Raw genomic sequence first — 21,763 nt, forward strand, 5'->3', positions numbered from 1 at the left:
GTCTCCTCTTGTATATTTTTACGTTTTGTATTATCATGTGTATAGACAAAATTCGTTTATGTCTATTTATACGAAAAAGGAGGGTACATACTATGGCACACGTAATTAGTGATGAATGTGTAAGCTGCGGTTCTTGCGAAGCTGAATGTCCAGTAGGAGCTATCTCTCAGGGAGCAGATCATTACGAAATCGATGCTGACGCTTGCGTAGATTGTGGCGCATGTGCTGCTCAGTGTCCAACAGGAGCTATCTCTGAAGGCTAGTCATATGAGAAAAGCAATTTAAAAATACACTGCATGGATCTCTGTGCAGTGTATTTTTTTAATATTTTTATATTTCCGACGTGTTCTGACGTATTTCCCATATTCGCATGTGGTATGATACACCTGTCCAAAGGACAACCATCAACAAGGGGGTATAGAGTAATGGGTAATAATGCATTAGAACAGCTCAAACGCGAAACCAAAGATGATGTCAGACTATACAACTGCATCAAAGAACTCTACGAGCAGGGTGTGCCCTTCAATGAACTGAAAGCACTGATCCCGGACATCCGAAGAACCAGAGAACAGCTGTACATCAAACGCATGCTTGAAAACAACAATGAAGTGCTTCTTTCTATGATCAGTAAAGAAATGTCCTTTCTTCTGGATGCAAAAGAACGCCAGCAGGAAGAAGAATTCAAAAAACTGGACCAGCTTATCCGCCAGCAGCAATCTTTCCGGAAGTCTGCGGCGTCAGCCGGTCCCATAAAAAAGTTAAAACATCTATTCCTGCCTGCTTAAGTTGGCAAACTTTGTATATTCGCCAAGCCAGGCCAGATTAACGGTCCCAACAGGGCCGTTTCTTTGTTTTGCAATGATAATCTCAGCCTGTTTCTTGAATTCAGAATCCTTATTGTAATATTCATCACGATAGATAAACATTACCACATCGGCATCCTGCTCGATCGCACCGGATTCTCTGAGGTCAGAAAGCATCGGCCGCTTATCCGGTCTGCTTTCCACTGCACGACTTAACTGCGACAGCGCAATGACGGGAACATTCAACTCTCTTGCCAGCCCCTTCAATGCACGGGAGATCTCCGATATCTCCTGTTGACGGGATTCAGAGCTTCTTCCTACACTTCCCGTCATCAGCTGCAGGTAGTCGATGATTATAATGTCAAGCCCATGCTCCAGCTTGTATTTTCTACACTTGGAACGAAGTTCTGAGATTGAGATTCCCGGTGTGTCGTCAATGATCAGCTTCGATTTTCCGATCACACCTGCTCCCTCTATCAGCTTTTCCCAGTCGGAATCCTTCATATTACCGGTTCGAAGCGATTGTGCATCTACCTGCGATTCCAGTGAGAACAGACGATTCACGAGCTGTTCCTTCGACATCTCCAGACTGAATATGGCAACTGCTTTATTCTTCTTAAATGCAACATATTGTGCAATATTCAGTACAAAAGCCGTCTTTCCCATGGAAGGTCTCGCAGCAACCAGGATCAGGTCAGAGGGCTGCAGTCCGGATAATTTGTAATCCAGATCTATAAATCCTGTCGGAATTCCAGTCACTGTTCCTTTGTTTTTAGACGCCTTTTCGATTCGCTCCAGAGCGTTCATGACAACCTGTCGGATCGGAACGTAGTCACCTGTGTTTCTTCGCTGAAGAAGTTCAAATACCGACTTCTCTGTATTCTCCAGAATTGCTTCCAGCGGTTCTTTTCCTGCATAGCAGGTATTCGCAATCTCTTCATTCAAACGAATCAACTTTCGCATCAGAGACTTCTCTGCAACGATCTCCGCATAGTATTTTACATTTGCAGAGGTTGGAACTGCTGTTACAAGATCTTTCACAAATTCAAGGCTTGCGATCTCTGCAGGAACATCTTTCTCTTTCAGCCGTTCCTGCAGCGTAATCAGATCCACCGGTTTTCCCTCATTAAACAGTTCCACCATGGAATCAAAGATGACTCCATAGGCACTCTGATAAAAATCGGCACCGCTTACGATCTCTGCCGCTGTCATTATGGCATCCTTGTCCATCAGCATGGCACCTACAACAGACTGTTCCGCTTCCACGCTGTGGGGCATGACTCTCTTTATAAGTGCCTCTTCCACGCCTTATCTCCTCCTACGCTTCCTCTGTTACAACTACTTTCAGGTCTGCTGTTACCTTCGGATGCAGTTTAATCGGAACATTATGTGTTCCGAGAGTCTTTATTGTCTCCTTCAGCTGTACTTTTTTCTTATCAATCTCGAGGCCAAGCTGCGCTTTTACTTCTTCTGCTATCTCTTTGGAAGATACAGAACCAAATGCTTTTCCGCCTTCTCCCATCTTAATGGCAACTTCAATCTTTCCTGCCTCAATCTTCTTTCCAAGCGCCACTGCCTCTTCATACTGCTGCTGTGCGATCTTGTCATCATTCGCTTTTTTCAGTTTCAGGTCATTCAGATTCTTTCCGTTTGCTTCCAGGCCTTTCTTTTTCTTTAAGATAAAGTTTCTTGCATATCCATCACTTACCTCAACAATATCGCCTTTTTTTCCAAGCGCTTTCACGTCTTCTGTTAATATAACTTTCATCCTAGATGTCTCCTCCTTCTATCATGTCATCAATCACCTGTTTCAGGCATGCAACTGCTTCATCCATATCCGTATGGTTAAACTGGGCTCCGGATGCATTCATGTGTCCGCCTCCTCCCAGACGCTCCATAATGATCTGGACATTTACCTCATCGATCGAACGTGCACTGATATATATTCTGTCGTTGTACTCCGTAAGAACAAATGAAGCCTTCACTTCATTAATGTCCAGAAGCTCATTGGCCGCCTGCGCTCCGACGATAGTCGGGCTTTCTATATGGAGATTCACGCCTTTTGCAATTGCAAACCGGTTATGATATACCTCCGCGCTGCTTATGATCTCTGCTTTTGCTCTGTACGATTCCATGTCGTCACGGAACAGCTTACGCACAAGTGTAATATCAGCACCGCATCTTCGCAGAAACGCCGCCGCTTCAAAGGTACGAACACCGGTACGGTTCACAAAATTATTGGTATCAATCATAATTCCTGCATAAAGACTGCTGGCCTCAATCTTCGGAATCTTAATTCCATCTACAATATACTGTAATACCTCCGATACCATCTCACATGCAGATGATGCATACGGCTCAATATAGGAAAGCAGCGCATTGTCTATATTATCACTGCTTTGCCTGTGATGGTCAAGTACTACGATCGTTTTTGTCTTTTTCAGAAGCTCTTCACATTCCGTCATCTGCGGGCGGTTGGTGTCTACGACCACCACCATGGAATTCTCATCCGCCATATCGATTGCCTGCGCAGATGTAAGGAACAGTTCCTCCGGATACTCCGGATCCCTTTCAAACAGTTCATACAATGGGCGCAGAGACGCTGACACCTCATTGATCACTATATACACTCTCTTTTCCAACGCTGCTGCAGCGCGATAGATTCCCATCGCTGCTCCAAATGCATCCACATCTGTAAGCTTGTGTCCCATAACAAAGATCTTGTCTTTGACGGTAATGAATTCTCTGAGTGCTTCCGCTTTTACACGGGCTTTTACACGGGTATTTTTGGAAGTCTGTTCACGCTTTCCTCCAAAGTAAGTCACCCCGCGGCAATCCTTGATTACAGCCTGATCCCCGCCTCTTGCAAGAGCAAGATCGATTGCAACACGTGCATAGTTATAGCTTTGTGCATAAGACTCACTGCTGAGTCCAAGACCGATACTTAAAGTAGCCGGGATTCCGTTTCCGATGTTAACATTTTTCACATCATCCAGCAAGGAAAACTTGTCTTCTTCCAGCTCTTTAAAATATGATTTTTTGATAGCAATAAAATACTTGTCATTCTCAAGCTTTTTGACGATACCATCTACTTTGGCAATATACTTATTGATCTTTCTGTCAACAAGCGCGATCAGAAGAGACTGTCGCACTTCCTCTACACTGTCAATCACTTCATCATAGTTATCAATATAGATCAGACCCGCGACCATTCTCTGCTCTTCATTCTCCCGGAGCGCCTTGTTCAGATTCGTTACATCTTTTAGATATACCGCTATAAAATATTCCTTTTCCTTTGGCATCTCCATGAGAGACTCCATCTCACTGAACCCCTCCACCGAGATCTTTCTGAGCTCAGCTTCATACTCTTTGTCCTCATAGTACACGTCCATAAGTACTTTTTCGTCGGAATTTTTCGGGAAAATACTTTTATTCAGTTCCGGGATATACTTGCTGAGGTACGCCTCTCCTTTTGGCTTTCCCCCCAGGATCGCTTCAAACTGATCGTTCATCCACAGTGCCTTTCCATCATCCAGAAGAATTGCATAAGGCACAGCCAGCTCCCGAAGCAGAGTATTCTGGATAATTCCATACTGGGCAGCAAATTCCACCAGATCTTTCATAATGATAGACTTACTGTAAAAGTACAGAATTGCTATCATGGCAATATAGATCAATACAAACAACAGCATCAGCAGTCCGGCGTTTCTGTCAATTTTATAGATCCAGATATTCATTGCCACCAGGAGCAATGCCATGATTGCCGGCCATTGTATATACAGCTTCAACTGTCCCTTCAGCTTAAACCGTACCTTTCCCTCTTCTTTTTTCTTTTCTTCCATAACCTCGCCTCAAAATTCTTGTATGGTCAAAAACGCCTTCCACGTTTTTGAAACAATATGTTCCCTACTATACATATAGAGCCATTATATCACCTTTTATGCGAAAATAAAAGACGGGAAATTTCATACTTTCTATCGGTACAATTTCCCGTCTTTTTCCTTCGTATTTCTGTATTTGATTAATTATTCATTATAACCATTCGGATTCCCGGACTGCCATCTCCAGGTATCCTCACACATTTCCTCCAGTCCGCGCTCAGCTTTCCATCCAAGTACTTGTGCTGCTTTCGAAGGATCTGCATAACACATGTCAATATCTCCGGCCCTTCTCGGTTTGATCTCGTACGGAATCTCCTTTCCACAGGCTTTACCGAATGCTTTTACCATATCCAGCACAGAATATCCCACACCCGTTCCGAGATTGATGATGTCCAGCCCCGGATTGGTAAAGATATAATTGATAGCTTTCACATGTCCGATCGCAAGGTCTACCACATGGATATAATCACGTACACCCGTTCCATCAGGCGTATCATAGTCATTACCAAATACACCCAGTTTTTCAAGTTTTCCGACTGCAACCTGTGAAATATAAGGCATCAGGTTGTTCGGAATTCCTTTTGGATCCTCTCCGATCCTTCCGCTTTTATGTGCCCCTACCGGATTAAAATAACGAAGCAGGATCACATTCATATCCGGGTTCGCCTTCTGCACATCTGTCATAATCTGTTCCATCATGGACTTGGTCCAGCCATATGGATTGGTACACTGTCCTTTCGGGCATGCTTCCGTAATCGGGATCTCCTCCGGGCTTCCGTATACCGTTGCAGACGAACTGAACACGATATTCTTCACTCCTGTCTGCTTCATTACATCCATCAGGGTCAATGTTCCGGTTATATTATTACGATAGTATTCCAATGGCTTACGAACAGATTCGCCCACTGCTTTCAGAGCTGCGCAGTGAATGACCGCATCAATCCCTTCCACTTCAAACATTGTCTTCAAAGCGACTTCATCCATTACATCGCCTTCATAAAAGGCAATCTCTTTTCCGGTGAGTTCTTCTACTCTTCTGACAGACTCTCTGGATGAATTACAGAGATTATCATATACAACTACCTCATATCCTTCATTCAAAAGCTCTACTGCTGTATGACTTCCTATGTAACCGGCTCCTCCGGTAATCAATATCTTCGCCATGATTCTACCTCCTAAATGTCACTATAGATTTTAATTATCTCCTGCATAGTATACCATTTATTCTCCATATCTTCAACCAGCTTGAACTGTGTACGGCACCGGTCAAGATTATGTCCTTCCCAATGAATCTTAAAGTACGTATCGCCCTGCAGATAATCTGTCAGGAAACGCATGCCGCACTCATAGGTCATAACCTTCGCGCCCATCGGCAGCAATTCAATCTCTCTTTCCGTCAGCTGCCCGTTACATCCTTCGATAAATCCTTTTGTATATATCTCAAACAATTCCATATCACAGGATACCTTATCCAGATCTCTTTCATCCTCAGCAGCTGTACTTGCGCCAAAACGGATGGAATCTCCGAAATCATTCATTGCAAGCCCCGGCATAACCGTATCCAGATCAATCACACAGATGCCCTTACCGGTCTTGTCATCAATCATAATATTGTTAAGCTTGGTATCATTATGCGTAACACGAAGCGGAAGTTCTCCTCTGTCCATCAACTCCGCAAAATAATTGGCCACATCTTCCCTGTCCAGAACAAACTGGATCTCTTTCTGAACAGATGCAGCTCTTCCCATCACATCTTCTTCTACTGCTTTTTTGAATACCGCAAACCTTGCTCTGGTATCATGGAATCCCTCTATGATCTCATGAAGGGTATCTGCCGGATAATCCGCAAGGAGACACTGGAACTTTCCGAACGCAACTCCACTTTCATAAAAATGCTTCGGATTTTCCACCTTGTCATAACTGGTCGCATTGGTAATAAATTTGTAGGATCTCCAGTAATCTCCGCAGGAATCCACGTAATAAGGCTTTCCATCCACCGTCGGAATAATATTCAAAGTTTCTCTCTCCGGATCTCCTCCGTTTTCAATAATCTTTTTCCGAAGGAAAGAAGTTACTCCCTCAATATTTTCCATCAGTGCTATCGGGTTCTTGAATGTCTTTGTATTCATCCGCTGAAGGATCACGCTGATCTGCTCCATCTCCGCAACGTCGAATACCAGCAGATAAGTATCATTGATATGTCCGCTTCCGTAAGGACACTCCCTTACCAGAATTCCTTCGTATTGGAAATTCGCAATCGCCTCATCTCTCTGTTTTCCCGTCACTTCAGCCATTACGCTTCCTCCCACAGATGTTCCGGATAAAGCCCCTCTTCTTTCATCTTCCTGATTGCCGCTACTACAACAGGCTTATCCTCTTTATAAGTCACACCGTACCACTTATCTGCAGACTCCAATACCGCAACCGTTGCCTTGTCTGCTCCCAGGAGATCGCTGACTACCGTCGGCAGAAAATATTCACATTTCATCGGGTTATCTTTCAGTCCTTTATCCAGAAATGCAGGAAATCCATTCTTAATCTCTTCCATAATACTTCTGGTAAATCCCCACATATTCATAGATACAATCGTATCTTCCGGAACAAATGTCCATGTATCTCCATCATCTTCCGTATATGCAATACCACCGTCACGCTTTTCAATACGGGTACGCTCATGAATCGCAACCAGTTCTCCGTTCTCGTTCATGTCGCAGACTCCTCTTGCCACATGTCCGTTATCCGTTACCGTATTTCCAAGGTGATAGCCCACCATCGTATATCGATATTTTTCATCATCTTCATGAGAGGCAAGATAATCATAAATCAGCCGGAACGCCTGCTGTCCATAATAGTCATCCGCATTAATCACTGCAAACGGTCCTTCGATCTGATCGATACAACTAAGTACCGCATGCGCAGTTCCCCATGGTTTTACACGTCCCTCCGGCACTTCATATCCATCCGGGAGATTGGAAAGATCCTGATAAGCATAAGAAACGTCCATATATTTTGCAACGCGGTTTCCCACGCCCTCTTTAAAATCTTTTTCTATCTCATGCTTAATAATAAAAATCACTTTCTCGAACCCTGCCCGTTTTGCATCATACATGGAAAAATCCATGATAATATGTCCATCCTCATCGACAGGATCGATCTGCTTTAATCCGCCGTAACGGCTCCCCATTCCTGCTGCCATAATGACTAATACTGGTTTCTTCATTGCTATACCTCCAATATTCCTTCCTGTATATAAGCTCATTGTATTACAAAGATATGCAAAATGCTTTATCCTATTTTTTTCTTATTTTGCACAATCTGTTATCTAAACACTTCAGACAAAGCCGCTTCATCCGCAACCAATGTCACATCGTTATGCATCTGAAGAATCGACGCCGGCACCTTCGGTGTCACAGGTCCGAAAAATGCTTTTTTCACAATTTCCGCTTTGTCTTCACCGCTTACGATCACCAGAATCTTCTTTGCATGCATGATCGTCTTGATTCCCATCGTATATGCCTGACGCGGAACCTCATCCGCCGAAGCGAAAAATCTCTTATTTGCTTCAATGGTTCGTTCCTGAAGATCCACACAGTGCGTTTCTTTTTCAAATGCCTCATCCGGCTCATTAAATCCGATATGCCCGTTATGTCCAAGCCCGAGAAGCTGAAGATCAACTCCGCCAAGTGAATGAATCAATTCTTCATACCTTCTGCATTCTTTCTTACTGTCCATCTCCATTCCGTTCGGAAGATGTGTATTCTCCGGATGAATGTTTACCTGATCAAAAAGATGCTGATGCATAAAATAATGATAGCTCTGATCATTCGTCACCGGAAGCCCCTTATATTCATCCAGATTTACCGTCGTCACTTCTGAAAAATCAAGATCTCCTTTCCGATACCACTCAACCAGCTGCTCATAAGTGCCGATCGGCGTGGATCCAGTTGCCAGCCCCAGTACACAATTTGGCTTCATGATTACCTGTGCGGATATGATATTGGCAGCTTTTCTGCTCATCTCCCTGTAATTCCCTGCTTTGTAAATCTTCATAATGCGTTACCTCCCAAATCAGTTTCTCTTCTGTCCCCATACACTGTTTTATAATTACAATTTATCAAAAAACGCATATAAAAACAAGTTCCCTGCAATAGAAAGCCCCGAAAGAAAAAATCGCCAATGCTTTCGCATTGGCGATTCAACACTCTATATTAGTCCTGTACGTATGGCATAAGAGCAATATGACGTGCTCTCTTGATTGCAACAGTAAGAGCTCTCTGATGTTTTGCACAGTTTCCTGTAATTCTTCTAGGAAGGATCTTTCCTCTTTCAGAGATATACTTTCTTAACTTTGCTACATCCTTGTAATCAATCTCGTTATTCTCTTTTCCACAGAATACGCACACTTTTTTTCTTCTGCGTCCGCCGCCTCTTCTCTTGAAGCCGCCTTCCGGACGATTTCCTTTATCGTAAGCCATTGCTTTTACCTCCTTATTCACTAAGTATTCAGCGCCTAATTAAATGGTAATTCCTCATCAATTCCATCTGGAATATTCATGAAGCCGTCGCCCGCATCAGAAACTGGTGCCGGAGTCGGTGATGGAGCAGCAGCACGGAAACCTCCCGCATTTGCATCACTTACGGATTTGCTTTCAGCAAACTCCTGATCCTCAACAACAACATCTGTTGTATATACCTTCTGTCCGTCTCTGTTCGTATAACTGCCTGTCTGGATACGTCCGGTAACAATTACCTTCAGTCCCTGACGGAAATACTTTTCAGCAAATTCTGCGCTTTTTCCAAAGGCCACGCATCCGATAAAGTCTGCGGACTGGTCTCCGTCATTACCACGTCTGAATCTGCGATCTACAGCCAGTGTATATCTGGCAATTGCCATAGAGCTCTCACCCTGTGAATATCTCACTTCCGGATCTCTTGTCAAGCGTCCCATCAAAATTACTTTATTCATATAATACCTCTACTTCCCGCTTATGCATCCTGTCTAACGCATAAATATCTGATAACATTGTCCATGATGCGAATTCTCTTTTCAACTTCGCCTGGAGTCTCAGCATCAGACTCGAAGTGGATGAAATAGTAATATGCTTCTTTCATCTTCTGAATCTCGTAAGCTAATCTCTTCTTACCCCATTCATCAACGTCAGAGATCTGACCACCGAAACGTTCAACTAATGCTTTTACTTTTTCGATAACCTGTGCTCTTTCGTCATCTTCGATTTTTGCACTGACAACAACAGCTAATTCATATTTGTTCATGTCGTCCTGCACCTCCTTCTGGTCTTTTGGCCCCCGCTCAACTTATGTGGGAGCAAGGATTTCGTCATTATAGCTGACGATATTTATTGTATCACGATTAATGATGATACCATAATCTCTTGCCTGTTTCAAGCCTTTTTCTTTAAATCTTTTGTATTTTTTTCCACAAGTTTTCTGGCAATCATGATCTGATGACCACATCCCGCGCATTTCAGCCGGAAATCAGCTCCGACCCTTAAGATCTCCCATTCTTTACTTCCGCATGGATGCGGTTTCTTCATCGTTACGATATCTCCCACTTCGTATGTATAATTATTCTTCATCATAATTCGGTACACGCTCCTCTTCCTTCACTCCACGGACCACAAACCGGTGATTGTCACTGGCACTGGTACAGGTTGACAGCGTTATGATCGTATCTTCCGTTGTCACTTCCACACCGGTGTCATACAGAGCCGTCTGTCTTGTCATATCAAGAAACGCCCGATAGTCGTCTTCTGACGCAAAGGATGTCAGATAAGTATCCGACGTATCCTCTACCTGTCCAACCGAAAAGATCCGATACGTAATTCTTCTTCCGTCCGGTGTATAGATATAAAAACACGGATTTGCCTCCCAGAACTCCTGATCCTCATAATCCTGAAGATGCCGGAACATGGACCCATCCTTCATGCGATGTCCATATATGATCGAATTACAGTCTGAAAAGTCCGCCTGATTCCCTGTATTCAAAAAAATGGCACCCAGCGTATTCTCATTTGCCGAAAATGTTTTCTTCAGATACGTTTCATTGTCGTCCGTCTGTACGATCGGATAGCTGATCTCAGACGGCTCCGGTGTAAATCTAATCCAGCCGATCGTATCCGGATTAATCTTCAGAAGTTCCTCAAAATCCACCCGAAATTCATCTTCCGAATCTCCGTTATCGCTCTCTGTAACAGCAAGTTTTCTGATCTTATCATATTCACTTCTTCCGTCATAATATTCTTTCAGAATCTTAAACAACTGAAATGTCGATATGCAAAACACAAAAACTGCGATCACAAATATCAGGCCGGATGCCAGATTCCCCTTTTTCTTTTTTCGTCTTCCTCTGTGATATCTTCTTTGTCCCATTTTTCCCCTTTCCAGGTCGAAACACCGGTCTCTGTTCCAAACCTACTTCCGTTCCATAATCTCAACGATCGTTTTCTCAGTCTGCACCATACCAGGTGATGCGATCCTTCCCATATGTCTCATGGTATCTTCCGGTGTCTTCCCGTTGATTCCGTGGATTGCTTCTATGCAGATCCCTGCAAGTGCCAGATCCACAGATCGGAAAGCAGCATCCACCGCAACAATCCCTTTCATGGTACATCCATGATTTCCTCCATCGCAGATCATGCCGGTAAGCCCGCTTGCCATATTCTGTATTACCCTTATGACTGTGTCTCCATCCGCATGTCTGAGATAAGCAAGCCCGCATGCCATTCCAGTCCCGGCTGCAATGCCACATCCACAGAATGCCGACAGCTTTCCGGAATATTCCTTAATATACATCGTGATCAGATAACTGAGTGCCGTCGCTCTGATAAGCATCTCCTCACTGATCTCATCCTGATGTACTCTCTGGTACGCATAAAGCGGCATCGTTGCAATAATCCCATGAGCACCACTGCCGGTAATACTCATCGCCGGTCTACTGAGCCCGAGCACTCTTGCTTCGATTGCTCCATTACACAGAAGCTGTGCCGTCTTTAACGCATCTTTCGATATCTGACACCTGCCGTTTTCCTCATAAAACCGCTTTGCAAAGACAGCTCGGTCAGAATCAAGACCTTCTTCCAGGAGTTCCAGATTCATGATAAATGCTTTTTCAATAAAACAGATCTCCTCTATCGGAACGTGATCCACATAATTCAGGATCTCACTCAGAAGGTATCTGTGAATCACCGGTATCTTTCCTGTACTTTCACATTTTTCTTCTGGTTCTTTCTTCTGGAAAATACATTCTCCATTCTTCTCAACTTCCGTTATATTCGTATGTGCATCCCTGATGTGCACTGTACATACATCGTTCTCTGTCTCGACCATTGCGTCAATCGTAATCTCCGATCCGATATGATCCAGCACCACCTCTATCATCTCTTCCTCTACCAGCCTCGCTGCCCGTTCATCATCCTCCGGCGTGATCTCTGCCAGAGATTCCAGACCTTTCTCCGCGTCTGCCGCAACCGCTCCAAGCGCAGCTGCATACAGATTCCCATACCGTGCCGAGTTCGGAATTCCACAGGTATATGCATTCTTATACATCCCCGAATTCAGTGCTACACGAACATGTCTGATCGCACCGCTGGTATGCTGTCTTGCACTCGCAACTGCATACGCGATTGCCCCTGGTTCCGTTACCCCGAGAGCAGGTTTCATATCCTCCATGATCAGCCTGGTCAACTCTTCCATATTCTCCCTCCCGCTTCAAGATCCAATGCAAACATTATATCACAACTCTTCCAAAAGAAAATGAAAGCACTCCTAAATTCTTTATAAAAATTTATAGACATTTAATTGACTTCATCCTCTGCCGGCGTATCATATTATTTATAAATTTCAGGAAGGTGGTTTATTTTGAAAGAAAAATTAATTCGTTTCATGTACGGAAGATACGGTATAGATTCCCTGGGCAAGCTTCTGATCGCAGCGGCACTGATACTGATGCTGATTGCCGGATGGGCAAACAGCCCCGTCCTCTCCATATTATCCTGGCTCTGTATCATTTATGCATATTTTCGAATGTTATCCAGAAACGTATACAAACGTTCATCCGAAAATCAATGGTATCTGAGCAAAACAGCAAAGGTCCGCAATTTCTTTTCCCGGCAGAAATACATGATGCAGCAGAGAAAGACACATCACATCTATAAGTGCCCGACCTGCCATCAGAAGATACGTGTTCCAAAGGGCCGTGGGAGGATTGAAATCAGCTGCCCGAAATGTCAGACAAAATTCATCAAAAAAAGTTAGCAGGGACAAGTTATGTTTGGATATATCTCAATCAACAAAGCTGAAATGAAGTTCAAAGACTATGATATTTACCACTCTTACTATTGTGGTCTTTGCAAATCTCTGAAGAAATGTTATGGTATAAGAGGTCAGATGACTTTATCCTTCGATATGACATTTCTCGTCGTTCTTCTTACCGGCCTCTACGAACCGGACACCACAATCTCTTCTGTCAGATGTGTTGCCCATCCTTTTGAAAAACATCTTACAAGAACCAACGAATTTACAGACTACGCTGCCGCAATCAACATGGTTCTTACTTATTATAAATGCAAAGATGACTGGGATGATGAACGAAAAAAGAAAGGCTATGCAGCCGCCAGGCTTCTTCAGTCCCGTGTTGAAAAAGTCAGGGAAAAGTATCCTCAAAAAGTACAGCTCATTGCATCTGATTTAAAAAAACTTTCTGAGTTGGAAAAGAAAAACGAGCAGAACATAGATCTGATGGCAGGACTGTTTGGTGATATTATGGCAGAGATCTTTGTCTACTCTCACGATGAATGGGAGACTTCCCTTCGCAAAATTGGTTTCTTTCTCGGCAAGTTTATCTATCTGATGGATGCGTATGAAGATGTAGAAAAGGATATTCACTCCGGAAGCTACAATCCCTTAAAAGAGTCATTTCTTACAAATGAAAACTTTGCAGAGGACTGTAGGGAGCTACTGACACTCATGATGGCTGAATGTTCCCGCGAATTCGAGAAACTGCCTATTCTGCTGCACGCTGATATTTTGAGAAATGTGTTATATTCCGGTGTATGGTGCCACTATACGACTGTAACTGCCAGACGAAGGGAAAAGCAGAATACCAATACACATTCTGACACCGCAAAAACAAATACAGGAGATCACATACAATGACAGACCCTTACAGCGTACTGGGCGTTAGTCGAACAGCCTCAGATGAAGAAATCAAAAAAGCATACCGCAAATTAAGCAGACAATATCATCCCGATGCCAATATCAACAATCCGAACAAGGATCAGGCCGAAGCCAAATTCAAAGAAGTACAACAGGCATATCAGCAGATCATGCACGAACGTGAATATGGCACGTCCGGCAGTTCCTATACTTCCGGAGGCCAGGGCGGATACACCGGCGGTTACGGTGACTTTGGCGATTTTGGCGGATATGGGCCATTCCGCGGCTTCTATGGACAGTACCGTCAACAATCCGGTCCACAGGCCTCAGACAATGAAGAGGACCTTCATATGAAGGCAGCGGCCAACTTTATTAACAGCGGGCACTATCAGGAAGCATTGAATCTGTTAAATGGAATTCAGACTCACAATGCACGCTGGTATTACTACAGTGCACTTGCCAATTCCGGAATGGGCAATAACGTAATCGCACTTCAGCACGCAAAAGAAGCACTACGTCTGGAGCCAAACAATTATGAATATCAGCTGCTGGTTCGCAGATTCGAAAGTGGTGGAACCTGGTACCAGCAACGGCAGAATCCTTATGAAACAACCTTCACCACCGGAAGTGACTGCTGCATGAAGCTGTGTCTTGCCAACATCATCTGCAACCTGTGCTGTGGCAGCGGATTATGCTGTGGCGGAGGAGGACCTATGCCGGGAGGAAATGGTTTTATATAAGAAAGGAGTGCGCCGATTGTGTTGGATTATTTAGTTTTATACCAAAGCGAATCCGGCAATACCAAAAAAGTTGCCGCAACGATCTTTTCCCATCTGCCAGGCAACTCCAAAGACCTGATCGATATTACAACAGACAAGACGATTCCTGAAGCCAGAATCTATTTCATCGGCTTCTGTGTACACCAGGGCAGCTGCAGCATGGAAATTATCGATTTTCTGAGCAGCCTGAGCGGGAAACTGATCGCCCTGTTCGGCACATGCGGAATGGGAGATTCTCCTTCTTATTACAGAGGAATCGAACAGAGGGTCAGCGCATGGATCGAATCCGATAATGAATACCTCGGATCTTTTATCTGTCAGGGTAAGATGCCGCAGCAGGTCCGCCAAAAATATGAAGCAAAAAGAAGCTCAGCAAATTCTGAGCAGATCGATCAGTTTATCCGCAACTTTGATCAGGCGCTGATTCATCCGGACAGTCTGGATCTGGAGCATGCCAAGGTATTTACGGAAAAAATACTGAAGAAAATTCAGGCAGACGTATATCGGGAGAGCTGACTCTCCCTTTTATTTTTCATAGAGAAACCGTATGTATCCATATATCTGCGCAAAATCAATCACACATTCTCCCTGAAATATCCGTACAGGTACGGAATCCTCAAAGCCATATATCACCGGAAGTTTCTCCTGTTCCAGATCATAGACAACGATTTTTCTTGCATCCGGATCTACAATCCAGTATTCCCGCACTCCCGCATTCATATATTTTGCCTGTTTGATTCCCATATCTTTCTTTCTGGTTGCTTTCGAAAGAATCTCAACAACAAGATCCGGTGCTCCATACAGGCAATGCCGAAGGATTTTCTCCCGGTCGCAGATCACAAACACATCCGGCTGAACGATCGTCTTATCATTACAATCCAGCTGGACATCCGCAGGCGACTGAACCGCAATACATCTTCCCTTTTTTTCCATAATATATTCCCGAAGCGCCCGCCAGATCTCTCCGCATAACATCTGATGAATCATTGATGGTGCACCCATATCGTAGATCACTCCATCAATCAGCTCCACCCTTCGTTCCTCCGGAATCGCATAGTAATCTTCCAGAGTATAATCACCAGGCTTCCTTTCCACATGATATTCCGTCCGGGATTCCCGCATCATACAGGTTCTCACATATTCCGGGTTCTCCTCCGATATCTCCGTCAAAAACACACGTTCCAATGCACGAAGCGTTTCATACCTCGGTGTTCTGGTGATCCCACTGAAAATCTTCTGCACTGTCCCGAGTGGTACCTGCGACAACTTTGCGATCTGCTCACAGCTATAGCCCATCTGCATCTTTTTTTCTTTCATTTCATCAAGTGTCATAACTATCACTTCCTGTTATACTGATGATTCATATTCTACCACCATTCTCCCATCTATTCAACCGTTTTACATTCTTATTTATTCCATTTTCATTCCATAATTATTCTTTTAGATTGTTTTCTTGAAACATATTCGCAATAACACAAAAAATCTCAGGAATCATTCATTCCTGAGATTAAAAAGAGGCGCCAACCAGATTTGAACTGGTGATAGAGGTGTTGCAGACCTTTGCCTTACCACTTGGCTATGGCGCCGTATCATTTGAAATCATTTCTAAATGCTTATATATTATAACAAATCTTTCATATTAAGTCAATATGAAAATTCAAATTAAAGTCACTTAAAGGAAGAGGATCCGGGTTTTACGCCCGGATCCAACGAAAAAAACACTTTATGTTAGTTAAGGGATATTTCAATTATGCAGTTTATTGTCCTACTGTGATGCCGGCATCTTCGTATACCTTAGGCATGATCTCGAACTCGCTCTTACATTTTGCTGTCCACTCTTCGCTGCTGAGGAAGATCGCGTTAGAATACTGATCAGCCAGGAATTTCTGATACTCTTCACCTTCAATAACTTCTTTGAATGCTGCTTCCAGAACATCGATTACTTCCTGCGGAGTATCCTTTGGAGCATGATATCCACGATACATAGCTACTGTTGCGTCGATTCCGATCTCTTTTGCAGTCGGAACATCCGGGAAATCCGGTAATCTTTCTTCTGTCATAGTACAGATCAGTTTTACTTCATCTGCTGCAACTGCAGAAGCGATATCAATCGGTCCACATACGATTGCATCTACGTCACCATTCTTAAGAAGAAGGTCGAATCCACCACCTGATGTATTCGGAACAAGGTTTACTTCGAGTCCTGCTTTTGTACAGAAGTCTGTGATTGCGATATGAGCAACACCACCTGCGGAACCGGTACCGATGTTAACCTCACCCGGATGAGCCTTGCAGTAATCAATGAATTCTTCGATGTTTGTGTAACGATCTTCTTCCGGACGGATAAAGATTACGTTGGAGTCATAGTTAACTGCACAGATCTGAGCAACATCTTCATATGTAATATCTGCATAGTTATTGGACTTCATAGTTGCAAGAGAACTCAGAGACATGATGATTGTATAACCATCTGCATCTGCCTCCATAAACTGCTGGAATGCAGTTGCTGTAGCTGCACCACCGATATTCTGTGGAACAACAGATACTCCAAGAACTTCACCAACTTCTGTTGCCAGGTAACGAGCAATAACATCTGAACCACCACCGGTCTCTGTCGGGATGATCATTGTGATATCTCTTTCCGGGAACGTAGTTTCTGTTGTTTCTGCTTCGCCTTCGCTTTTCTCGCTGTTCTTTTCTTCCGCCTGTTTTGCACATCCTGCCATCGCTGCCATCATCGCGATACAAAGAACTGCTGCTACGAGTTTTTTGAGATTGTTTTTCATAAAAATCTCCTCCTTTTCTTTTTTTGTGCTTCTCCCTGCACATTTTTTATAGGCGCTTATTGTCCATCGGCTTCCGCTTTGGCTGCTTTCTTCGCTTTTCTCCATTTCAGGTATTTCTTAACTCTCGGCTGGAATACCATGACGAGCGTCAGAATCCAGAATACATTCGGGATAAAGCGGAAGAAAATTCCCCAATCACCTTTTGACATTACAAGCGCAGAGCGTAAATTCTTCTCGCAGAGCTGTCCCAGTACAACTCCCAGTATTGCTGCTGCCGGTGACAGTCCAACTTTCTCCATCAAGAAGCCTATTACACCCATTGCTACCATAACTAAGATTGCAAACGTTCTGTTACTGGATGAGTATGTACCAATAATACAGACAACTAATACAATCGGAACCAGAATACGGTTATCTACTTCCAGAATCTTCGCAAAAAACTTCGCCATCGTAATTGCCATGATGAACATCGCAATATTGGCAACAAACATGAATACATAGATTCCATTTACCGCCTCTGACGAACTCTGGAAAATTGTCGGTCCACAGATAACTCCATGAAGTGCAAGCGCACTGATAATAACTGCGGCGGTCGGATCTCCCGGAACGCCAAGTGCAAGTGCCGGAACCAGTGTTCCTCCTACTGTTGCATTATTAGCCGACTCCGGTGCTGCGATACCTTCCCACACACCTGTACCAAATTCTGCCTTACGGGGGTTACTGTTTTTCTCCGTCTCATATGCAACAAAAGCAGAGATCTGCGCTCCGGCTCCCGGAAGGACACCGATGAACATACCGATCAGAGAACTCCTTGCAATCGTCTTGTGAATCCGCCTGCGGATCTCTCCTGTCGGGAAGATATGCTTCAGTTCCTGCTTATTTCCTTCCAGATTCTTCATACGAAGAATCTGCTTCATAAGCTCACACAGACCGAAAATACCAATCAGAACTGCGATGACATCGTAGCCGCTCATAAGCTCATCCACGCCAAAAGTCAGACGTTTCGTACCCGTCAGATAATCTGTTCCCGTACCCGCAAGTAAGATACCAAAGGCCGCCGATATAATACCTTTCAGCAGATTATCATCCGTACCCGCAATAACACACAACCCGAAGATTGAAAGTACAAAATATTCAGGATATGCAAATTTCACTGCAATCAATGAAAATGCACTACATCCCACAAGTAACAAGATAGAACCAATAATACCACCGATGAATGAGCTGTATGCAGAGATACCGATTGCCTGTCCCGCATACCCCTTCTTTGCCAGTGGATAACCATCATTCGCTGTCATAATTGCCGCTGCCGTTCCAGGCACCTTCATCAGGATCGCAGCAATCGAACCACCGTACACAGCACCTACATAGATTCCGACCAGCACCGCCATGGATGGTAACGTCGCCATCTTCGCCGTAAATGACGTCAGGATCGCTACCGCCATCGTAGCTCCCAGTCCCGGAATCGCTCCTACAATAATTCCTGCAAAAGTAGAAAAAACGCAAAGGACATAATCAAACGGAGTCAATGCTGAAAATACTGCTAAAAAATCTGCCATATTTTTTCTCCTCCTTATCTACATCATCTTTTTCTTAAAAATAGAACATTCTCGGAATCTGCACCTTGAGAATCATTACAAAGAATATGTAGATAATCACTACCGATACTACAGAAACAATCAAAAGTACATGCGGTTTTCTGACACCGTTCATGAACATCGTCGCGATCAGAAACACAATCGTCAGAACTTCAAAACCAACCGTCGGGAGTAACAACGCATATGCAATCATCAGTATGATCGTAATCACCAGATGAATGATACTTGTCTTGTTCCCCTGCATACTCTGAACCCCTGCCTGAACCTTTGCCTTTTCTTTTTCGATGTAGGAGTTCCCGTCTGCATCTACCTTCTTGATCCAGCCCTTCCAGATCACTGTCGCCAAGAACCATATCGCCGATATGATAAAGAATATGGCAATCAACTTCGGAAACACTTCCGGTCCGATCACCGACAGGTTCGAGTAATCCGGATATGCGTTTACCTCATTGAGAATGTAACCACCCATAACAAGCAGCACGATCGCTAATATCGCATCTCCTAACACAAAAACACCTCCTTCTTTTTGTTGCTTTATTAAATAGTTTCGAAACCGGTTAACATATTTTATTTTTAAGAAGCTGCCGCAACAGCTTCTTCCTATTATGGATAATACCATTATTGAGCTTTTTTTGCAACATTTCTCGTTTTATTTCTTTATTTTTAGTCACAATGTACAATATATTTTTTTATGTTTTGTGAAAATTTCCGCATTTCTTCAAAGCGACGTGTTTCGTAACCGTTTTCATCATGATATTTTCAGAAAATACTACTATTCACATTTTTCCTATAATTTTAGTAAAATTATAGGACATTAAATTATTTTGTCAATATTTTCTCCTCTATTTTAATTGCATTTTATTTAATACATAGCGGATTACTATGTTTTATTTGTTAAAAACATCCACATATCAGAAAAAGAGGGGATGTCATATTTCTATATCAGCGACCTCATATGATACCCTTCTTCTCTTACGGCATTCATTTCCTCTGCATAGAGGAAGCATCTTACTTTTCGTTTTCCATATTCATACAGCTCCGGCACTTCTACAAAGCACCTTTTCTGTGCATATTTGCAATTGTCTGCATACGGACACCCTGCTGTCTTCTGAGTCGACACTGCTTCTTCCTGAACCAGCATTTTTTTCTTACCGCCGGCGGTCAGCTTTACCTTTTCCCCCGCCAGAAACAGCGCTTTGGTGTAAGGATGCCAGGATTCCTCCACAAGAGACCTGCATGGTCCCTCTTCCAGTATCCATCCCGCGTATACAACTCCCAGGACATCACTGATCCTGCTCATCAGTGACAGATCATGGCTGATGACCAGCATCGACAGATGCTCTTTTTCCTTCATCTCGCTCAACAGATGCACAAGCTGTTCCTGTACCTGAATATCCAGACCCGTAAACGGCTCATCACATATCAGGAGTTCCGGAGACATTAAAAGTGCTCTTGCGATCATGATCCTCTGCAGCTGTCCTCCGGACAACTGTCCGGGAAGGTCGCACAATCTGTGCTCCTCTATTCCCACCTCCGCGAGCATGGCACTAATTTCATCACGAATCCTTGTCTCATCCGCAATTTCTTTCGCAATCAGTGCTTCTCTCAGATTCTCATACACGGTCATTGACGGATTCAGAGCCTGATATGGATTCTGAAATATCATCTGCATCTTCTGACCATAGAATCTGTGTTTTTTTCCGGACAACCGGTCAATCCGTTCTTCTTCCCAGCAGATACTTCCGGCATCCGGCCGATAGATTCCCAACATGGTACATGCAAGTGTACTCTTCCCGCACCCGCTCTCCCCCACCAGACCATACGTCTGATGCTTACATATCGTCAGGGATATTGAGTGAAGAATTTCCTTTTTTTGAAACTTTTTTGACACGCGGGATATATTTATCAAAACCGGTTTCATTTCCGTTTCTTGCGCACAAAAGGGCAGCTGCTCCAGATTACGTCTCGCCTGAATCAGTGCTCTGGTATACGGTTCTCTTCCGCCCCTGAGAATATCCTCCGTCCTTCCCTGTTCAATCATCTTCCCCTCATGCATGATCATAATACGGCTGCATAACATCTTCACAACTCCAAGATCGTGACTGATGAGAATCATCGCAATCCCCAGATCTCTGCACAATCTTCGAAGCAGATTCAGAATCTGTGCCTGAACCGTTACATCAAGGGCTGTTGTAGGTTCATCTGCGATCAGTATCCTGGGATTGCCGGCAAGTGCTATCGCAATGCAGATTCTCTGCTGCATTCCTCCGGAACATTCAAAGGGATACTTATTCATGCATCCTTTTACATCCCGGATTCCCACCATATCCAGCAGTTCTTCCGCACGTTCTTTTGCCTCTTTTTTTGTACAGCCCCCATGGATCCGCAGACTTTCCATGATCTGTCCTCCAACCTTCATGAGCGGATCCAGACTGGACATCGCATTCTGCATCACAACTGCGATCTCTCCTCCACGGATCTTCCTTCTTTCCCGTTCTTCCAGCGGCGGTGTAATATTTTTCCCACCATACCGGATCTCTCCTTCCCGGATCACAGCCCCCTCTTTCAGAAATCCAAGAATGGACATAACAAGTGTCGTTTTTCCGGATCCGGACTCGCCTACGATGCCCAGTATTTCCCGTTCACTTAACGACAGAGAGCAGTCTCTGACCACTTCTTTTTGTGCTTCTTCATATGCGATTGTCAGATGCCTTACCTCCAGTAATGGTTCCATATGGTCCT

24 protein-coding genes and 1 tRNA gene are annotated in these 21,763 nt (G+C 43.9%); 6 read left to right on the forward strand and 19 right to left on the reverse strand.

The genetic code is table 11. The features are described from left to right. The first annotated feature begins 92 nt into the window (after positions 1-92). Together JQM82_RS04490 and JQM82_RS04495 are read left to right on the forward strand one after the other, a co-directional pair. Entirely contained in the window at positions 93-263 is a 171-nt protein-coding gene (locus tag JQM82_RS04490) for a DUF362 domain-containing protein (protein WP_235248838.1), read from the forward strand. A 162-nt stretch (positions 264-425) separates the two neighbouring features. Further along, the gene (locus tag JQM82_RS04495) at positions 426-785 is read left to right on the forward strand and encodes a hypothetical protein (protein WP_235248839.1); all 360 of its coding nucleotides are present in this window, start codon (positions 426-428) and stop codon (positions 783-785) included. On the opposite strand, the gene dnaB is transcribed toward JQM82_RS04495, so the two are convergent. The 13 genes from dnaB to JQM82_RS04560 form a co-directional block, all read right to left on the reverse strand. Next, on the reverse strand, positions 768-2,108 hold the full coding sequence (dnaB, locus tag JQM82_RS04500; RefSeq protein ID WP_235248841.1) for a replicative DNA helicase: 1,341 nt from the start codon (positions 2,106-2,108) through the stop codon (positions 768-770). The two genes, JQM82_RS04495 and dnaB, sit on opposite strands and share 18 nt — an antisense overlap. 13 nt (positions 2,109-2,121) lie before the next feature. Next, complete coding sequence (gene rplI / locus JQM82_RS04505) at positions 2,122-2,571, reverse strand: 50S ribosomal protein L9 (RefSeq protein ID WP_235248842.1); 450 nt, start codon at positions 2,569-2,571, stop codon at positions 2,122-2,124. 1 nt (position 2,572) lies between these two features. Further along, on the reverse strand, positions 2,573-4,645 hold the full coding sequence (locus JQM82_RS04510; protein ID WP_235248843.1) for a DHH family phosphoesterase: 2,073 nt from the start codon (positions 4,643-4,645) through the stop codon (positions 2,573-2,575). 183 nt (positions 4,646-4,828) lie between these two features. Then, a complete protein-coding gene (gene galE / locus JQM82_RS04515; protein WP_235248844.1) occupies positions 4,829-5,848 on the reverse strand; it encodes a UDP-glucose 4-epimerase GalE in 1,020 nt (339 codons plus the stop codon). An 11-nt stretch (positions 5,849-5,859) separates the two neighbouring features. Beyond that, positions 5,860-6,978, reverse strand: coding sequence for a phosphotransferase enzyme family protein (locus JQM82_RS04520; protein WP_235248845.1), 1,119 nt, complete (start codon positions 6,976-6,978; stop codon positions 5,860-5,862). Continuing rightward, on the reverse strand, positions 6,978-7,904 hold the full coding sequence (locus JQM82_RS04525) for a sugar phosphate nucleotidyltransferase (protein WP_235248846.1): 927 nt from the start codon (positions 7,902-7,904) through the stop codon (positions 6,978-6,980). Before JQM82_RS04525 ends, JQM82_RS04520 begins: the two co-directional genes overlap by 1 nt. 98 nt (positions 7,905-8,002) lie before the next feature. Beyond that, positions 8,003-8,734 carry a glucosamine-6-phosphate deaminase gene (nagB, locus tag JQM82_RS04530; protein ID WP_235248848.1) on the reverse strand — a complete coding sequence of 244 codons (732 nt, stop codon included), beginning with the start codon at positions 8,732-8,734 and terminating at the stop codon, positions 8,003-8,005. 158 nt (positions 8,735-8,892) lie between these two features. Beyond that, positions 8,893-9,159, reverse strand: a complete 267-nt coding sequence (gene rpsR, locus JQM82_RS04535) for a 30S ribosomal protein S18 (protein ID WP_101695879.1) — start codon at positions 9,157-9,159, stop codon at positions 8,893-8,895. A 35-nt stretch (positions 9,160-9,194) separates the two neighbouring features. Further along, positions 9,195-9,650 (reverse strand): single-stranded DNA-binding protein, encoded by a 456-nt coding sequence (locus tag JQM82_RS04540; RefSeq protein ID WP_235248849.1) that lies wholly within the window; start codon positions 9,648-9,650, stop codon positions 9,195-9,197. 20 nt (positions 9,651-9,670) lie between these two features. Beyond that, complete coding sequence (gene rpsF / locus JQM82_RS04545) at positions 9,671-9,958, reverse strand: 30S ribosomal protein S6 (protein ID WP_235248850.1); 288 nt, start codon at positions 9,956-9,958, stop codon at positions 9,671-9,673. 128 nt (positions 9,959-10,086) lie between these two features. Continuing rightward, positions 10,087-10,281: a DUF951 domain-containing protein gene (locus tag JQM82_RS04550; RefSeq protein WP_235248875.1), complete on the reverse strand. Its 195-nt coding sequence runs from the start codon at positions 10,279-10,281 to the stop codon at positions 10,087-10,089. Further along, the gene (srtB, locus tag JQM82_RS04555) at positions 10,271-11,074 is read right to left on the reverse strand and encodes a class B sortase (protein ID WP_235248851.1); all 804 of its coding nucleotides are present in this window, start codon (positions 11,072-11,074) and stop codon (positions 10,271-10,273) included. The genes JQM82_RS04550 and srtB overlap by 11 nt, the downstream gene beginning before the upstream one ends. 42 nt (positions 11,075-11,116) lie before the next feature. Further along, positions 11,117-12,397: a serine dehydratase subunit alpha family protein gene (locus JQM82_RS04560; protein WP_235248852.1), complete on the reverse strand. Its 1,281-nt coding sequence runs from the start codon at positions 12,395-12,397 to the stop codon at positions 11,117-11,119. A gap of 165 nt (positions 12,398-12,562) precedes the next feature. On the opposite strand from JQM82_RS04560, the gene JQM82_RS04565 reads away from it, so the two are divergent. Genes JQM82_RS04565 through bilS form a run of 4 tightly spaced genes read left to right on the forward strand, consistent with a single transcriptional unit; the run spans position 12,563 to position 15,153 of the window. Next, the gene (locus JQM82_RS04565) at positions 12,563-12,958 is read left to right on the forward strand and encodes a hypothetical protein (protein ID WP_235248853.1); all 396 of its coding nucleotides are present in this window, start codon (positions 12,563-12,565) and stop codon (positions 12,956-12,958) included. Positions 12,959-12,970: 12 nt separating this feature from the next. Continuing rightward, on the forward strand, positions 12,971-13,858 hold the full coding sequence (locus JQM82_RS04570) for a DUF5685 family protein (RefSeq protein WP_235248855.1): 888 nt from the start codon (positions 12,971-12,973) through the stop codon (positions 13,856-13,858). Continuing rightward, complete coding sequence (locus JQM82_RS04575; protein ID WP_235248856.1) at positions 13,855-14,598, forward strand: J domain-containing protein; 744 nt, start codon at positions 13,855-13,857, stop codon at positions 14,596-14,598. The genes JQM82_RS04570 and JQM82_RS04575 overlap by 4 nt, the downstream gene beginning before the upstream one ends. Positions 14,599-14,616: 18 nt before the next feature. Next, a complete protein-coding gene (bilS, locus tag JQM82_RS04580; RefSeq protein ID WP_235248857.1) occupies positions 14,617-15,153 on the forward strand; it encodes a flavodoxin family protein BilS in 537 nt (178 codons plus the stop codon). Between the two features lie 9 nt (positions 15,154-15,162). On the opposite strand, the gene JQM82_RS04585 is transcribed toward bilS, so the two are convergent. The 6 genes from JQM82_RS04585 to JQM82_RS04610 form a co-directional block, all read right to left on the reverse strand. After that, positions 15,163-15,969: a Uma2 family endonuclease gene (locus JQM82_RS04585; protein ID WP_235248858.1), complete on the reverse strand. Its 807-nt coding sequence runs from the start codon at positions 15,967-15,969 to the stop codon at positions 15,163-15,165. A gap of 183 nt (positions 15,970-16,152) precedes the next feature. After that, a tRNA-Cys gene (locus JQM82_RS04590) sits at positions 16,153-16,223 on the reverse strand. Between the two features lie 171 nt (positions 16,224-16,394). Further along, positions 16,395-17,423 carry a Bug family tripartite tricarboxylate transporter substrate binding protein gene (locus JQM82_RS04595; protein ID WP_235248859.1) on the reverse strand — a complete coding sequence of 343 codons (1,029 nt, stop codon included), beginning with the start codon at positions 17,421-17,423 and terminating at the stop codon, positions 16,395-16,397. 56 nt (positions 17,424-17,479) lie between these two features. Beyond that, complete coding sequence (locus tag JQM82_RS04600; RefSeq protein ID WP_235248860.1) at positions 17,480-18,982, reverse strand: tripartite tricarboxylate transporter permease; 1,503 nt, start codon at positions 18,980-18,982, stop codon at positions 17,480-17,482. Between the two features lie 34 nt (positions 18,983-19,016). Continuing rightward, entirely contained in the window at positions 19,017-19,529 is a 513-nt protein-coding gene (locus JQM82_RS04605; RefSeq protein ID WP_235248861.1) for a tripartite tricarboxylate transporter TctB family protein, read from the reverse strand. Between the two features lie 429 nt (positions 19,530-19,958). Continuing rightward, positions 19,959-21,755, reverse strand: coding sequence for an ABC transporter ATP-binding protein (locus JQM82_RS04610; protein ID WP_235248862.1), 1,797 nt, complete (start codon positions 21,753-21,755; stop codon positions 19,959-19,961). Between the last annotated feature and the right edge of the window lie 8 nt (positions 21,756-21,763).

The organism is Faecalicatena contorta (assembly GCF_021531995.1).
Taxonomy (GTDB): domain Bacteria; phylum Bacillota; class Clostridia; order Lachnospirales; family Lachnospiraceae; genus Dorea_A; species Dorea_A contorta_A.

Bases quoted from the DNA above. Each gene is read 5' to 3' on its own strand.
- JQM82_RS04490 (WP_235248838.1), top strand. From the start codon at position 93: ATGGCACACGTAATTAGTGATGAATGTGTAAGCTGCGGTTCTTGCGAA.
- JQM82_RS04495 (WP_235248839.1), top strand. From the start codon at position 426: ATGGGTAATAATGCATTAGAACAGCTCAAACGCGAAACCAAAGATGAT.
- rplI (WP_235248842.1), bottom strand. From the start codon at position 2,571: ATGAAAGTTATATTAACAGAAGACGTGAAAGCGCTTGGAAAAAAAGGC.
- JQM82_RS04510 (WP_235248843.1), bottom strand. From the start codon at position 4,645: ATGGAAGAAAAGAAAAAAGAAGAGGGAAAGGTACGGTTTAAGCTGAAG.
- galE (WP_235248844.1), bottom strand. From the start codon at position 5,848: ATGGCGAAGATATTGATTACCGGAGGAGCCGGTTACATAGGAAGTCAT.
- JQM82_RS04520 (WP_235248845.1), bottom strand. From the start codon at position 6,978: ATGGCTGAAGTGACGGGAAAACAGAGAGATGAGGCGATTGCGAATTTC.
- JQM82_RS04525 (WP_235248846.1), bottom strand. From the start codon at position 7,904: ATGAAGAAACCAGTATTAGTCATTATGGCAGCAGGAATGGGGAGCCGT.
- nagB (WP_235248848.1), bottom strand. From the start codon at position 8,734: ATGAAGATTTACAAAGCAGGGAATTACAGGGAGATGAGCAGAAAAGCT.
- rpsR (WP_101695879.1), bottom strand. From the start codon at position 9,159: ATGGCTTACGATAAAGGAAATCGTCCGGAAGGCGGCTTCAAGAGAAGA.
- JQM82_RS04540 (WP_235248849.1), bottom strand. From the start codon at position 9,650: ATGAATAAAGTAATTTTGATGGGACGCTTGACAAGAGATCCGGAAGTG.
- rpsF (WP_235248850.1), bottom strand. From the start codon at position 9,958: ATGAACAAATATGAATTAGCTGTTGTTGTCAGTGCAAAAATCGAAGAT.
- JQM82_RS04550 (WP_235248875.1), bottom strand. From the start codon at position 10,281: ATGAAGAATAATTATACATACGAAGTGGGAGATATCGTAACGATGAAG.
- srtB (WP_235248851.1), bottom strand. From the start codon at position 11,074: ATGGGACAAAGAAGATATCACAGAGGAAGACGAAAAAAGAAAAAGGGG.
- JQM82_RS04560 (WP_235248852.1), bottom strand. From the start codon at position 12,397: ATGGAAGAGTTGACCAGGCTGATCATGGAGGATATGAAACCTGCTCTC.
- JQM82_RS04570 (WP_235248855.1), top strand. From the start codon at position 12,971: ATGTTTGGATATATCTCAATCAACAAAGCTGAAATGAAGTTCAAAGAC.
- JQM82_RS04575 (WP_235248856.1), top strand. From the start codon at position 13,855: ATGACAGACCCTTACAGCGTACTGGGCGTTAGTCGAACAGCCTCAGAT.
- JQM82_RS04585 (WP_235248858.1), bottom strand. From the start codon at position 15,969: ATGACACTTGATGAAATGAAAGAAAAAAAGATGCAGATGGGCTATAGC.
- JQM82_RS04595 (WP_235248859.1), bottom strand. From the start codon at position 17,423: ATGAAAAACAATCTCAAAAAACTCGTAGCAGCAGTTCTTTGTATCGCG.
- JQM82_RS04600 (WP_235248860.1), bottom strand. From the start codon at position 18,982: ATGGCAGATTTTTTAGCAGTATTTTCAGCATTGACTCCGTTTGATTAT.
- JQM82_RS04610 (WP_235248862.1), bottom strand. From the start codon at position 21,755: ATGGAACCATTACTGGAGGTAAGGCATCTGACAATCGCATATGAAGAA.